A 14,191-nucleotide genomic window follows, 5' to 3' on the forward strand; every position below is an offset into this window, starting at 1 on the left:
CTGCTCCTACATTATTCAGCGCAAGGCTTCAGGGCCTTGGGGCGTAGGCGAAGACGTCGGCGCGCATCCGGTGCGCATCCATGCCGGCGCTGACCAGTGCGTCCAGCGTGCCGTAGATCATCGCCGGCGAACCGCTGGCGTAGACGTGCACGCTATTGAGGTCGGCAATGTCTTCGCACACTGCCTCATGCAGCAAACCACAGCGCCCTTCCCAACCACACAGGTCGCTGACGACTTTGTGCAGGAACAGGTTGGGTAATTGCAGCCATTGATCCCAATGCTCGATTTCGTAGAAATCTTCCGGCAGACGCACGCCCCAATACAGATGCACCGGGTGCTTGAAACCTGAAGCGCGGCAATGCTCGATCAGACTGTTCATCTGCGCCATGCCGGTGCCGGCGGCCATCAGTACCAGTGGCCCGTCTGGCAGTTCAGCCAGGTGAGTGTCGCCAAACGGCAGCTCGACGCGCGCCATCTGGTTACGCTGCAACTGTTCGATGAGGCTGCGCGCGCTGGCTTCCCGTGCCAGTACATGCAACTCCAACTCACGCCCGGCATGGGGCGCCGAGGCCAGGGAAAACGCTGACTTCTCGCCGTTGTCCCGCTCGATCATCAGGTATTGCCCGGCGTGATAACGCACCGCCTTGCCAGCCGGGGCGCGCAGGCGCACGCGCCACACATCGCCACCCACTTGCGCACACTCGATCAATTGGCACGACAATTTGCGCAACGGCAACTCTCCCGGCGCCAGAACGCCATCCCACAGCACCACACAATCCTCCAGGGGCTCGGCGATACAGGTGTAGAACTCCCCATGATCGCGCACTTCCCCGGCTTGGCGTACCCGGCCCTCCACCAGCAACGCCGCGCAGACATGGCACACGCCATTGCGACAGGCTTGAGGGCACTCATAGCCCAGGCGACGGGCGCCTTCGAGGATTCGCTCGCCAGGAGCCAGCTCCAGCACAGCACCGGAAGGTTGCAGGGTTACACGCATCAATCTATTCCCAATTCTTTCCAGATCGCATCGACCCGCGCAGTGACAGCTTCATCCTTGACGATCACCCGGCCCCACTCACGCGTGGTTTCGCCCGGCCATTTGTGCGTGGCATCCAGGCCCATCTTTGAGCCAAGGCCCGATACCGGCGACGCGAAGTCGAGGTAGTCGATAGGCGTGTTGTCGATCATCACCGTATCGCGCTTGGGGTCCATGCGCGTGGTGATGGCCCAGATCACGTCGTTCCAGTCCCGGGCATTGATGTCGTCGTCGGTGACAATAACGAACTTGGTGTACATGAACTGTCGCAAAAACGACCATACGCCGAGCATTACCCGCTTGGCATGCCCCGGATACGACTTCTTCATGGTCACGATGGCCATGCGATACGAACAGCCCTCGGGCGGCAGGTAGAAGTCGGTGATTTCCGGGAATTGCTTTTGCAGGATCGGCACGAACACTTCGTTGAGCGCCACGCCGAGGATGGCGGGCTCATCGGGCGGACGACCCGTGTAGGTGCTGTGGTAGATCGGCTTGACCCGATGGGTGATGCGCTCGACGGTGAACACCGGGAAGCTGTCGACTTCGTTGTAGTAACCGGTGTGGTCGCCGTAGGGGCCTTCATCGGCCATTTCACCTGGGTGAATCACGCCTTCAAGGATGATTTCGGCGGTGGCCGGCACTTGCAGGTCATTACCGCGGCACTTCACCAGCTCCGTGCGATTACCGCGCAACAAACCGGCGAAAGCGTACTCGGAGAGGCTGTCAGGTACGGGCGTGACCGCGCCGAGGATGGTCGCCGGGTCGGCACCCAGGGCCACGGATACCGGGAACGGCTTGCCGGGATGCTTTTCGCACCACTCACGGAAGTCGAGGGCGCCGCCACGGTGGCTCAGCCAGCGCATGATCACTTTGTTACGGCCAATGACTTGCTGACGGTAGATACCGAGGTTCTGGCGGTCCTTGTTCGGGCCTTTGGTGACGGTCAGGCCCCAGGTGATCAGCGGGCCGACGTCGCCGGGCCAGCAGGTTTGCACCGGGAGCATGGCCAGGTCGACATCGTCGCCCTCAATGACCACTTCCTGGCACACCGCGTCCTTGACCACCTTGGGGGCCATGGCAATGATCTTGCGGAAGATCGGCAGCTTGGACCAGGCGTCCTTCAAGCCCTTGGGCGGCTCGGGCTCCTTGAGAAAGGCCAGCAGCTTGCCGATCTCGCGCAGTTCGCTGACGGACTCGGCGCCCATGCCAAAGGCCACGCGCTCGGGAGTGCCGAACAGGTTGCCCAGCACCGGAATATCGAAGCCGGTCGGGTTTTCGAACAACAGCGCCGGGCCCTTGTTGCGCAAGGTGCGGTCGCAAATCTCAGTCATTTCCAGCACCGGAGAAATCGGCATCTGGATACGTTTCAACTCTCCGCGCTGCTCAAGTTGCTGCACGAAATCCCGAAGATCCTTGAATTTCATTAACCATGCCACCCGTAAAATAGGCGTACATCCTACCTGCTCTGAGGGCGGCTGGCAGCTTAATTGGCCGTCAATCCGCGTGATTGCAACGAACTGAACAACGGCTCCAGGAAGGCTTCGATGTGTCGCGCGCCGACGTCTGAAAGGTGGTTATCGTCGGTATACAGCGCTCGGCCATTGAGTTCGACCCGGCATACACCGTCGGTGCCACACAGCAAAGGTGCAGGGTCCAGCACCGCGACACCGCTGTCGGCCGCCGCCAACTCATCAAACAAGTGCGTGATAAAGGCCTGGCGCTTTACATGCTCGGCCACGGCGAGCCCTTCACCGTCCACGGGGCGGTTCATCATGGCCAGGCGGCTGAGACGGTAAGGTACGATGATTTCCTGCAGCGGCACTTCCTTGACCAGCCAGACCTTGTGCCCGGCAGCGCGCAAGCCCTGGATGCGCTCGCGCAAGCCCTGGGCAAAGCGTTGTTCGGCGACGGCACGCACATACTGGCCGGTGCCCGGGTCTTTGAGCGCATGCTCCTTGTCACCGGACATTTGCCCGTACACATACAGGCTCCAGCGGGCGGCCAACACCACATCGCTGAAAGCCTGCTCGGACATGGCCTTCTCGACGCGACGATTGAAATGCGCGCAGCGGGCAATATTCTCCAGGCCATCGAGGGGAATACAGCCGGCAAAACTGGCTTCGACCAGGCTGATATCGTGGCGATCAGCGCCCTCTTTAAGTGCGGGTATCAGCGCAGTGGCGTGACTGTCGCCCCATACCAGCGCTGAAACAGATTGGCCTTTCGGGCCGAAATGGCAGAACAAGCGTTCATCGGGCGTATCTTTGTCGGCCATGCACGCCAGCAGGTCAGGGCTCCACTTCTTGGCCTGGGCAAAACGCAACGCCTGTTCGGACAAGCGCGAAGGCACGCCGTCAGCTTCGCGTATCGCAAGGCCAGTGAAGCCCAGCCCCAGAATGCCGACCATGGCTGACGCCAGAATCGCCTTACGCGAAGCCAGCAAACGTTTTTCCCGGAACGGCGTTTCCACGAAGCGCCAGGACAGATAGCCCAGCACCAGCGAAAGCAGCATCAGCCCCGCCAGCTCCAGCGCGCTCAAGCCATCCACCGCGGCATAGTTGGCGTACACGAACACCGGCCAGTGCCAGAGGTACCAGGAATAAGAGATCAGCCCGATACCCACCATGATCCGTGTGCCCAACAGGCGAGCGACCCAGGTCTGTTGCTGACCGTTGGCCCAGATCAACCCGACCACCCCCAGCACGGGCAACAACGCGGTCGCACCTGGGAACGGCGTTTTCGCGTCGTAGCCCAGCACAGCGATGAGGATCAATGCCAGGGAAGCCAGGCTGACCCCTTGAGCCAAGGCCGGCGAGGCGCGCCATTCACGCTTGGGCTGCACCGCCAGCATTGCACCGGCCAGTAGTTCCCAGGCCCGCAGATGCAACAGGAAGAAGGCTTTCTGCGGCTCATGCTGAACCGCCCAGACGCTCATGCCAAACGACACCAACAGTACCGCGAACAATGCCAGGCGCCAGTGCTTCAACCGACTGGAAAGCAACGTCAGCAGCAATGGGAAGAAAATATAGAACTGCTCTTCTACTGCAAGCGACCAGGTATGCAGCAAGGGCTTGATGTCGGATGAGGCATCAAAGTAGCCATGCTGACGCGAGAACAACAGGTTCGACGTAAAGGTCACCTGATAGTGCGCAGACCGCCCTAACTCCTCATAGTCCTTGGGCGCCAACAGAAACCAACCCACTGCCAGTGTCGCGGCGATCATCACAAACAGGGCCGGCAAGATACGCCGGGCTCGACGAGCCCAGAAGTCGATGAAGCTGAAGCGTCCAGCTTGACGCTCACGCCAGATAATTGACGTGATCAGGAAACCTGAGATGACGAAGAAGACGTCAACGCCAACAAAACCGCCAGTAATGCCAGGGACACCAAAGTGGAACAACACGACTGCAAGGACAGCAATGGCACGCAGGCCATCGATGTCTCTGCGGTAAGCAAGGGTGGTCATAAGAATGTGGTCAGTCTGCGACGAAAGGGATGAGCGAAGTCACGCGTCAATTTTTGTTACTTAACGGATACTTATGCCACAAAAATCGCAGAATCTCGACGCAAAAAAAATGGCGTCCCATTAAGGACGCCATTTTTTTGGACCTAAAACGCTGTATTACTTGCGTTTCATCGACAGGAAGAACTCGTCGTTGGTCTTGGTGGTTTTCAGCTTGTCGATCAGAAACTCGATGGCCGCGACTTCGTCCATCGGGTGCAGCAGCTTGCGCAGGATCCACATACGCTGCAGTTCGTCGTCTGCGGTCAGCAACTCTTCGCGGCGGGTGCCGGAGCGGTTGATGTTGATCGCCGGGAACACACGCTTTTCAGCGATGCGGCGGTCCAAAGGCAGTTCCATGTTGCCGGTACCCTTGAACTCTTCGTAGATCACTTCGTCCATCTTCGAGCCGGTTTCAACCAGCGCGGTGGCGATAATGGTCAGCGAGCCGCCTTCTTCGATGTTCCGCGCAGCGCCGAAGAAACGCTTTGGCTTCTCCAGGGCGTGGGCATCGACACCACCGGTCAGCACCTTGCCGGAGCTCGGGATCACGGTGTTGTAGGCACGGGCCAGACGCGTGATGGAATCGAGCAGGATCACCACGTCTTTCTTGTGCTCGACCAGGCGCTTGGCCTTTTCGATCACCATTTCGGCAACCTGCACGTGGCGGGTTGGCGGCTCATCGAACGTCGAGGCAACCACTTCGCCGCGCACGGTGCGCTGCATTTCGGTCACTTCTTCCGGACGCTCATCGATCAACAGCACGATCAGATGAACTTCAGGGTTGTTACGTGCAATGTTCGCGGCGATGTTCTGCAGCATGATGGTCTTGCCGGCTTTCGGCGGTGCGACGATCAGGCCACGCTGGCCTTTGCCGATCGGAGCGCAGAGATCGATCACACGACCGGTCAAGTCTTCGGTGGAGCCGTTACCGGCTTCCATCTTCATGCGCACGGTCGGGAACAGCGGGGTCAGGTTCTCGAAGAGAATCTTGTTTTTCGCGTTCTCTGGGCGGTCGAAGTTGATCGTGTCGACCTTGAGCAGGGCGAAGTAACGCTCGCCTTCCTTCGGAGGACGGATCTTGCCAACGATGGTGTCACCAGTGCGCAAGTTGAAGCGACGGATCTGGCTCGGCGAGACGTAGATATCGTCTGGGCCGGCGAGATAGGACGCGTCTGCAGAGCGGAGGAAGCCGAAGCCGTCCTGGAGGATCTCCAGCACGCCATCACCGGAGATTTCCTCGCCGCTTTTCGCGTGCTTCTTGAGCAGGGAGAAAATCACGTCCTGCTTGCGCGAACGGGCCATATTTTCTATGCCCATTTCTTCGGCCAATTGGAGCAGGTCGGTAATCGGCTTTTGCTTGAGTTCAGTCAGATTCATATAGGAATGACGTAATCATTTATGGAGGGGGGAAATTAAGCTTTTGGCTTAATGAGGCCGCGCCGCAGAGAAGGCGACAGGATCGCGTACTAATCGAAAAGGAATGCGTCGGCGACGGCTTGCAGGGGGCAGTGGAGAAACCACTGCGGGGCCGAATGTACCACCTGGATTTCGGAGCGTCTAGCCCTGCTTTACGAAAAAGCCCCGCTATTTGCGGGGCTTTTTTGACGACGCTTAGATGTTCGCGTCGAGGAAAGCTTGCAGCTGGGACTTCGACAGCGCGCCCACTTTAGTCGCTTCAACATTGCCGTTCTTGAACAGCATCAGCGTAGGAATACCACGTACGCCATGCTTGGCCGGAGTTTCCTGGTTGTCGTCGATGTTCAGCTTGGCAACGGTCAGCTTGCCTTCGTAGGTGGTTGCAATGTCGTCCAGGACCGGAGCGATCATTTTGCAAGGGCCGCACCATTCAGCCCAGTAGTCAACCAGCACCGGGCCGGCAGCCTTGAGTACTTCGGCCTCAAAGGTCGCGTCGGTGACGTGCTTGATAAGATCGTTGCTCATGGATGTCTCCGGATTGTAAGCAAAAAAAACGTTGCCCATCATAGCCGCCCTTCCCCTGTTCAGGAAGCCGCGTCTGATTGAGTCTTGCTATGAAGTTGAATGAGTGTGGGTATGACCCCACTCACGACGTAACGGGCGTCACGAACGCAATGCCCGTGCGCAACGCAGCATTACGTATATGTTCCTGCATGGTTTTCTGCGCCGTCGTACTGTTGCGGCGGGCCAGGGCGCGCAGGATCCTGCGATGTTCCTGCCAGGTTTCCATGGCCCGCTCCGGCCGGATGAACGGTAGTTTCTGACTCTCCAAAAACACCTCGGCACTGGCACTGAGGATACTCACCATTGCCTGGTTACCGCTGGCCAGCAGAATGCACTGGTGAAATTCGAAGTCCAGGCGTGCGGCCGCTTCGAAGTCACGCGCCTTGAGCACTCTGTGCATGGCTTCGACATTATCCTCCAGGCTGTCCAGCGCCTCGATGGTCAGTGCCATTGCTGCCAACCCCGCCGCAAACCCCTCCAATGCGTAGCGCAGCTGGAAGATATCCGGCGGCGTAGCCTGCGCCGCGAAGGGCCAGGCAAACCCGGGCGCTTCTTGCACGTCCTGCACGAACACGCCCTTGCCCGGCTGCACACTGACCACGCCCAAGGCGCTAAGCGATGACAGCGCCTCACGCAACGAAGCCCGGCTCACCCCCAATTGCAGGGCCAGGTCGCGCTGGGACGGTAACGCATCGCCCGGCCCGAAGCCTTGCTCCTTGATGAGTTTGCGGATGGCCTGCAAGGCCGCTTCCGGTACGGCTTGGGCAATGGAATTCATAAAAAGCACAGGTTCCCGATAGCTGCGTGACCCGTTGTAAAACTATTTATGGCCGGCTGCAAGCCACGCCCCAAAGGGGCTCGCAGCTTTTTGTCAGCGCTCGAAAAGGGTGCGAAAACCCTGGCAACTGTTCAGACCAGTAAGACCTGTGCATCTCAATAAACATCAGCCTTGCAGACGATCCGAACGGTGCTGGCATGGGCTGTGCACTGGGCAAACTCAGAAAATTCCTTCGCCTTTTTCGGAGAGTTGCCATGACCAAGCGCTACAGCGCCCTGCTCACTGCCCTGTTTGCCAGCCTGATGCTGAGCCAGGCACCCGCCCAGGCGAATGGTCTGGATGACATCGTCGCTCGTGGCACGCTGAAGGTTGCCGTCCCCCAGGACTTTCCGCCGTTTGGCTCGGTCGGCCCTGACATGCAACCCCGTGGCCTGGACATCGACACCGCCAAGCTGCTGGCCGACCAACTCAAGGTCAAGCTGGAACTGACCCCGGTGAACAGCACCAACCGCATCCCGTTTCTCACCACCGGCAAGGTCGATCTGGTGATTTCCAGCCTGGGCAAGAACCCCGAGCGCGCAAAGGTCATCGACTTCTCCAGCGCCTACGCGCCGTTCTACCTCGCCGTGTTTGGACCGCCTGACGCCGCCATCGCCAGCCTCGACGACCTCAAGGGCAAGACCATCAGCGTGACCCGTGGCGCCATCGAGGACATCGAGCTGACAGCGGTAGCGCCCAAGGAAGCCACGATCAAGCGCTTTGAAGACAACAATTCCACCATCGCCGCCTACCTGGCCGGCCAGGTCGACCTGATCGCCAGCGGCAACGTGGTCATGGTGGCCATCAGCGAACGCAACCCCAAACGCGTACCCGCGCTGAAGGTGAAGCTCAAGGACTCGCCGGTGTACGTGGGCGTGAACAAGAACGAGCCGGCGCTGTTGGAAAAGGTCAACCAGATCCTGGTCGCAGCCAAGGCTGACGGTAGCCTGGAGAAAAACGCCATGCAGTGGCTCAAAGAACCGCTGCCTGCCGACCTCTGACGCGGAGCTCAACGATGGCCTATCAATTCGACTTTGTGCCGGTGCTGGCCAATACCGACCTGCTCCTGCGTGGCGCGCTGTTCACCCTTGAGCTGACGGCCATTGGCGCCCTCCTCGGCGTGGCACTGGGCACTGTCGGCGCCGTGGTACGGGCGTGGAAGATCCAGCCGTTTGCATGGCTCTTTGGTGTGTATGTCGAGTTGATCCGCAACACGCCGTTCCTGGTGCAACTGTTCTTCATCTTCTTCGGACTGCCGTCCCTGGGATTGAAAATCACCGAATGGCAAGCCGCCGTGCTGGCGATGGTAATCAACCTGGGGGCGTACTCCACCGAGATCATACGTGCGGGTATCCAGGCCATCCCACGGGGGCAACTGGAAGCGGCCGCGGCGCTGGCAATGACGCGCTTCGAGGCGTTCCGCCATGTGGTGTTGCTACCAGCCCTGGGCAAGGTGTGGCCAGCCCTGAGCAGCCAGATCATCATCGTGATGCTCGGCTCGGCGGTGTGTTCGCAGATCGCGACTGAAGAGCTGAGCTTTGCCGCCAACTTTATCCAGTCACGTAATTTCCGTGCCTTTGAAACCTATGCCCTGACCACGCTGGTGTACCTGTGCATGGCGCTGATGATTCGCCAGTTGCTCAACTGGATCGGCCGACGGTTTGTCATGAGGAACAGCCGATGAGTGATTTTTCGTTTTGGGACATCGTGCGCAACCTGCTTACCGGCCTGCAATGGACGCTGCTGCTGTCATTGGTGGCGTTTGTGGGCGGCAGTCTGATCGGCTTGCTGGTGATGACCCTGCGCATCAGCCGCAAAGCGTTCCCACGCAACATTGCCCGCGCCTATATCGAACTGTTCCAGGGCACGCCACTGCTGATGCAGCTGTTCCTGGTGTTTTTCGGCGTTGCCCTGCTCGGCGTGGACATATCGCCCTGGCTGGCAGCGGCGATTGCGTTGACCCTGTTTACCAGCGCTTACCTGGCTGAAATATGGCGCGGCTGCGTCGACTCCATTGCCCACGGCCAATGGGAAGCCTCGGCCAGCCTGGCCCTCAACCCGCTTGAACAACTGCGCTACGTGATCTTGCCCCAGGCGCTACGTATTGCTGTCGCGCCGACAGTGGGTTTCTCGGTGCAGGTGGTCAAAGGCACCGCCGTGACCTCGATCATCGGCTTCACCGAACTGACCAAGACGGGCGGCATGCTCGCCAACGCCACCTTCGAACCCTTCATGGTCTATGGCCTGGTGGCCCTCGGTTACTTCCTGCTTTGCTACCCCTTGTCCCTCAGTGCGCGCTACCTGGAAAGGAGACTGCATGCCTCTGCTTAGAATTTCTGCCCTGCATAAGTATTACGGCGATCACCACGTGCTCAAGGGCATCGACCTGACGGTGGACGAAGGCCAGGTGGTGGCAATCATCGGCCGCAGCGGCTCGGGCAAGTCCACCTTGCTGCGCACCCTCAATGGTCTGGAGTCGATCAACGACGGCGTCATCGAAGTCGATGGTGAATACCTCGACGCGGCCCGCGCCGACCTGCGCAGCCTGCGGCAGAAGGTCGGCATGGTGTTCCAGCAATTCAATCTGTTCCCGCACCTGACCGTGGGCGAGAACGTGATGCTGGCGCCGCAAGTGGTGCAGAAAGTGCCAAAGGCCAAAGCGGTGCAGTTGGCAAAGCAGATGCTGGAACGGGTAGGCCTGGGCGAGAAGTTCGACGCTTTCCCTGATCGACTGTCCGGTGGCCAGCAACAGCGAGTCGCCATTGCCCGCGCACTGGCCATGTCACCCAAAGTGCTGCTGTGCGATGAAATCACATCGGCCCTGGACCCTGAGCTGGTCAATGAAGTGCTCAGCGTGGTGCGCCAACTGGCTAAAGACGGCATGACCCTGATCATGGTGACCCACGAAATGCGTTTTGCCCGGGAGGTTGGGGATAAGTTGGTGTTCATGCACCAGGGAAAGGTGCATGAAGTGGGCGATCCGAAAGTGCTGTTTGCACATCCGCAATCTGCCGAGCTGGCAAACTTCATCGGCAGCCATGGATCACCTGCCTGAGGACTCAGCCACCGGACACCAGCTCGAAACGCCCATTGCCCTCGTATGTGGTTTTATTGCCAACAGCAGTGGCTGCGCTCGATAGCCAGGTGTCTACTTGCACCTGCGCCGAAAAAGCGTGGCCTCTGGCAGGAGCTCCGCCGACCAGCACTACCAGAGATTGGCCTGGGCGTAGCTGGGCGTCCCGTTCGGTAGGGTTGTGCCATTGCGCTAACTCGATGGGTTTACCGTCGAGTTGAGGATGCTGAAGCGTCAGGTTGAAAAAGCCCTGGCGGCCAAACCTGTAGCCAGTCTCATTGGCCGGCACGCCTTGAAAACGTAGCGCAATCACCGCAGCCTCCACGCAGATCACGTTCAGACGTACCATACGCTTCCCCAGCGAAGCACCCCGGTTTTCGAGCTGTTCGCCTGGGCGAAGCAGGCCGTAATCGATGATGGGCTGGCTCAGGGACAGGCGGCAGTTCGCAGCGCTTGCCGGCGCTGCCAATAAAAGGCAGCTCAACAACAGCCCCAAGCCTTTGAGGCACCCGATACGCCACTCGTTCATGCGGGCCATCTCACCGACAGACCGCCGAAGCGGTTTCGTAGAATTTGCCATTATAGGTTTGCTCCGGAAGGTCGAGCTGCAGCGCGCAGGACACTGTGCTGGAAGAGACTTTAAGGGCCTGGGGCGCGTCGACGTTGCTGAGAAAAATCATCCCATCCCCAACCACCGTGGTCAGCAATGCATTTTCTGGCCCCAGCACGGCAGCGCCCTGAGGCAATGGTTTGCCGTGTATATCCGTAGCGCGCAGCAGTACCCGGCGTACGTTGATTACTTCGAAATCGACCCTGTTGAAGGACCCACGGCCCGCTTCCAGGACCTTGGTACCGTTCTTGATATCCATCTGGCGAGGTAGGCTTTTGCCTTCCAGCTCCAACACGCTCGACTGATAAGCCGGCAAACTGGCGATCACAGCCTTGCCCCACGGGTCGGTCCAAACCGGCCCTTGAGGTGTGGTAAGACGAGCACCGGCAACCTCGCCCACCGAGACCACGCCAAACGTGTCCTCAACCCGATACGGCGACAATGTGAAACCTTCAGAATGGGCGACCACCGCCCCTTGCAATTGCCCGGAGTAACTGGTGCTGGACGAGTCACGATTCAGCCCCAGCCCCACTTGCGCGTAACGAGAAGACGCGTTGAGCGTGCCGCCCAGGGTGTGCTCACGATGCCCTGCGAAGTCTCTGTCGCTGCGTATCTGGTAGTTCAGCGTCTCGTCGACACGCTCATCATAGGCAGTGCCGATACTGGAGCGCTCTCCCTGACGTCGAGCGAATGCGCTGAGGCTCCGATCACGGCCCAGGGGAACACTGACCTGCAGTCGAATACCCAGTCCGTCATCGTTCCGGTCATCGGCACTGTTGGACTGGCCAATCTGAGAGTCCACGGTTACACCGACACTGGCATATCTGAAACTCTTGTTCCACGTGCCGTAGATATTCTGGGTAATCCGGCTCTTGAAATCGGCCCCCCGGTTATAACCGATGGAGAAGCCACCCAACTGAGGGTCCGCCCAACTGAATCCTACGGTGTACTGGTTCTTGAATCGCGAGCCATCCACATCGTTTACATGAGGCGTCACTGTATCGATGACGTCACGATAGCCCGGTGTCTGCGCAGTGGCACTCAAGGACATCTGTACATTCGCAGGCAGGCCGACGCTCACAGACACACTGTTGCGCGCGCCTTGTACGTTTGTTGAATGATCCCGGGACAAGTTGTTACGCACCCCCAGGGAAAAGCGCTGAGAAAAGCTGCTGTCCAGGGCAAGCCCCACCGCATTGTAGCTATCGGTACCTTGTACCCCTGCGCTGACCGCGCTGTCCTTGCCCACAGCCCACGTACCACTGGCCATGGCCAGCAGGGGCTCTTTGGCCCCTCTCCCCTCCACCTCGCGGATCTTGCCCAAAGAAGCTGTATATCCAGACTTCACGGGGACCACTGCGCGGAACGTAGCAGCCGGCACGATAAAACTGCGCTGCCCGCCCTGGGTCTCTATCACCGTGACCTGAAGGTCGCTGGTGCCGTTGAGCAAGGGCAGATTGGTCAGCGTAAAAGGCCCCTCAGGAACGACCGTGGTATAGATCAACGCGCCGGATTGCCGTACTTCCACCCGTGATTGGCTCAGGGCTCGCCCCTCGACTACCACGCCATTGTGACTGCCACCACTTTCAATACCATCGGGGAAAATCTGCGCGCCCGTCAGTTGTACTCCCCCAAACACCGGGTTATTGCTCGATATCTGACCGACCTGGAAGGTCGAAGCCAAAGGCAAGAAATCCCGTTGTGCATAGGCGAAAAGGTGTTCGGCCGTTGTGCGGCGATCGTTGGAAATATAAAGCTGGCGGCTGCGGGCAATCCAATCGCCAAAATTGAAGCCCACCTCTGTGGAGGCTGAAAGATACCGATAGGTATCCGCCCTGGAGTGACTGTTGATTGCCTGGACGTCGTAATTGAGTAGCGCTGCCGTGCCTCCGCGCGCATAGCTGCCGGAGTCTCGCTGAACGTCTCGCAGCGCTTGCGTAGGCACCACCAACGACACCTCTTCGTTGCCAGGACGCAATGTCGTTACTGTCTCAGGGTATTCGGCTTTGAAGTCATGACAGGCTTGCTCGGGGGGGACACTTTTGTCGATCACCGAGGAAGGTACCCGCAAGCTGCCACGATCAAGCAAACTACGGGTAAAACATAGCTCGCCTTCTTTATCGAACCGAGCATCCGTCAAGCCTATCCGCTCACCGTTGACGTGCAGGTCCACGACCCTCACACCCTCACTGAAACGTGGCGCATGACGAAAATAGTGGGCAACCGAAGGGCTGATACCCCGCGCCTGCAGCGTTTCCAAGTCGAACCCGGAAATGCTCGATACACGGGCGGCAGAAGCATCCGTGACCACCACCGCCATCATTGCCATGCACACCGACAGGCTCAGCCCGCTTCGCCTGAAAAGCGCCTCACGCTTTTGTACATGATTCAAGTCGTCGGGAGCTGCACCGAAATTGCCATTGGTTGTGTTCATGAACGGTCACGGCGCATTCGTGATGAGCAGCGCATCGTAGCTATCGACAGCGAAGCCGTAGACGGTCGCGGGTTCAAGGGTGACCGAGGTCGCACCGGGTACAGGCTTGTCCAAGGCCACCTGCAACACTTCGCCAGGCAGCACGTAGGTACGAGCAAGGCTGGCCGTCACTCGTTGCGGATTAAGACGGACGTCTGCCGCCAAGCGAACTACGTAGGGGCTGTCGTTGCGCACACTCAAGACGTTGGCCTGAAGATGCCAGGTCAGTAACTCCCAAGGCGCATCGTTCTTTGGCAAGCCTTTGGGATGCAGGATCAGCGGAAGGTTCTGCCGAAGGCTGATACCAATGGTCGCACCGGAACCAGGTTGTGCCTGAGGAATTCCTTCGAAGGACACACGCTTCAGGCGCTGGGTCTTGAGTGGTTCGGTGCCTATTGAAAGAAACCGCACCATCTGACGCTCTCCTGCATCCACACGTGTGACCGGTGGGGTGACAACAATCAGTTGCTCGGTATCTTCCGGGACATCCTCGATAACCGAGTGCAGCAGTGCCGGACTGCTATCCGTATTGGTGACGTTAATGCTGACTTCACCTTCTGCCTCATGTAGCACAATGACGGTGGTATCAGGACGCATACCGTCGGCGAACAGCACCGCCGGCAAGAAAAAACCTATTAACAAGCATGATTTAAGAAATCTTTTAACCATCACTTCACTACCCACTTGTGCGCAC

General features: G+C 59.0%; 13 protein-coding genes. 4 read left to right on the forward strand and 9 right to left on the reverse strand.

Annotated features, from left to right (window positions below; translation table 11 throughout):
• Positions 1-28: 28 nt before the first annotated feature.
• The 6 genes from JFT58_RS01670 to JFT58_RS01695 all read right to left on the reverse strand — a co-directional run bounded on the left by JFT58_RS01670 (position 29) and on the right by JFT58_RS01695 (position 7,302).
• Entirely contained in the window at positions 29-997 is a 969-nt protein-coding gene (locus JFT58_RS01670) for a CDP-6-deoxy-delta-3,4-glucoseen reductase (RefSeq protein WP_034129017.1), read from the reverse strand.
• Positions 997-2,463 (reverse strand): 4-hydroxy-3-polyprenylbenzoate decarboxylase, encoded by a 1,467-nt coding sequence (gene ubiD / locus JFT58_RS01675; protein WP_003195329.1) that lies wholly within the window; start codon positions 2,461-2,463, stop codon positions 997-999. Before ubiD ends, JFT58_RS01670 begins: the two co-directional genes overlap by 1 nt.
• Before the next feature lie 59 nt (positions 2,464-2,522).
• A complete protein-coding gene (locus JFT58_RS01680) occupies positions 2,523-4,505 on the reverse strand; it encodes an acyltransferase family protein (protein ID WP_054895998.1) in 1,983 nt (660 codons plus the stop codon).
• 156 nt (positions 4,506-4,661) lie between these two features.
• Positions 4,662-5,921, reverse strand: a complete 1,260-nt coding sequence (rho, locus tag JFT58_RS01685; RefSeq protein WP_003176825.1) for a transcription termination factor Rho — start codon at positions 5,919-5,921, stop codon at positions 4,662-4,664.
• Positions 5,922-6,155: 234 nt separating this feature from the next.
• Positions 6,156-6,485 (reverse strand): thioredoxin TrxA, encoded by a 330-nt coding sequence (gene trxA / locus JFT58_RS01690; protein ID WP_034129019.1) that lies wholly within the window; start codon positions 6,483-6,485, stop codon positions 6,156-6,158.
• A gap of 121 nt (positions 6,486-6,606) precedes the next feature.
• Positions 6,607-7,302, reverse strand: coding sequence for a FadR/GntR family transcriptional regulator (locus JFT58_RS01695; protein WP_034129020.1), 696 nt, complete (start codon positions 7,300-7,302; stop codon positions 6,607-6,609).
• 254 nt (positions 7,303-7,556) lie between these two features.
• Between JFT58_RS01695 and JFT58_RS01700 the strand changes: the two genes are divergently transcribed.
• The 4 genes from JFT58_RS01700 to JFT58_RS01715 are packed head-to-tail and all read left to right on the forward strand — an operon-like array spanning position 7,557 to position 10,396.
• Positions 7,557-8,342 carry a transporter substrate-binding domain-containing protein gene (locus JFT58_RS01700; protein ID WP_054896000.1) on the forward strand — a complete coding sequence of 262 codons (786 nt, stop codon included), beginning with the start codon at positions 7,557-7,559 and terminating at the stop codon, positions 8,340-8,342.
• 14 nt (positions 8,343-8,356) lie between these two features.
• Positions 8,357-9,025: an amino acid ABC transporter permease gene (locus JFT58_RS01705; RefSeq protein ID WP_054896001.1), complete on the forward strand. Its 669-nt coding sequence runs from the start codon at positions 8,357-8,359 to the stop codon at positions 9,023-9,025.
• Positions 9,022-9,672 (forward strand): amino acid ABC transporter permease, encoded by a 651-nt coding sequence (locus tag JFT58_RS01710; RefSeq protein WP_054896002.1) that lies wholly within the window; start codon positions 9,022-9,024, stop codon positions 9,670-9,672. Before JFT58_RS01705 ends, JFT58_RS01710 begins: the two co-directional genes overlap by 4 nt.
• Positions 9,659-10,396 (forward strand): amino acid ABC transporter ATP-binding protein, encoded by a 738-nt coding sequence (locus tag JFT58_RS01715; protein ID WP_034129024.1) that lies wholly within the window; start codon positions 9,659-9,661, stop codon positions 10,394-10,396. Before JFT58_RS01710 ends, JFT58_RS01715 begins: the two co-directional genes overlap by 14 nt.
• A 4-nt stretch (positions 10,397-10,400) precedes the next feature.
• Here JFT58_RS01715 and JFT58_RS01720 read toward each other — a convergent pair whose 3' ends face one another.
• Genes JFT58_RS01720 through JFT58_RS01730 form a run of 3 tightly spaced genes read right to left on the reverse strand, consistent with a single transcriptional unit; the run spans position 10,401 to position 14,166 of the window.
• Positions 10,401-10,943 (reverse strand): hypothetical protein, encoded by a 543-nt coding sequence (locus JFT58_RS01720; RefSeq protein ID WP_070415456.1) that lies wholly within the window; start codon positions 10,941-10,943, stop codon positions 10,401-10,403.
• Positions 10,944-10,953: 10 nt separating this feature from the next.
• Positions 10,954-13,458: a fimbria/pilus outer membrane usher protein gene (locus JFT58_RS01725; protein ID WP_269837097.1), complete on the reverse strand. Its 2,505-nt coding sequence runs from the start codon at positions 13,456-13,458 to the stop codon at positions 10,954-10,956.
• A gap of 6 nt (positions 13,459-13,464) precedes the next feature.
• Complete coding sequence (locus JFT58_RS01730; protein ID WP_081095710.1) at positions 13,465-14,166, reverse strand: fimbria/pilus chaperone family protein; 702 nt, start codon at positions 14,164-14,166, stop codon at positions 13,465-13,467.
• Positions 14,167-14,191: the final 25 nt, after the last annotated feature.

The organism is Pseudomonas sp. MF6767, assembly GCF_016405475.1.
GTDB lineage: Bacteria > Pseudomonadota > Gammaproteobacteria > Pseudomonadales > Pseudomonadaceae > Aquipseudomonas > Aquipseudomonas paracarnis.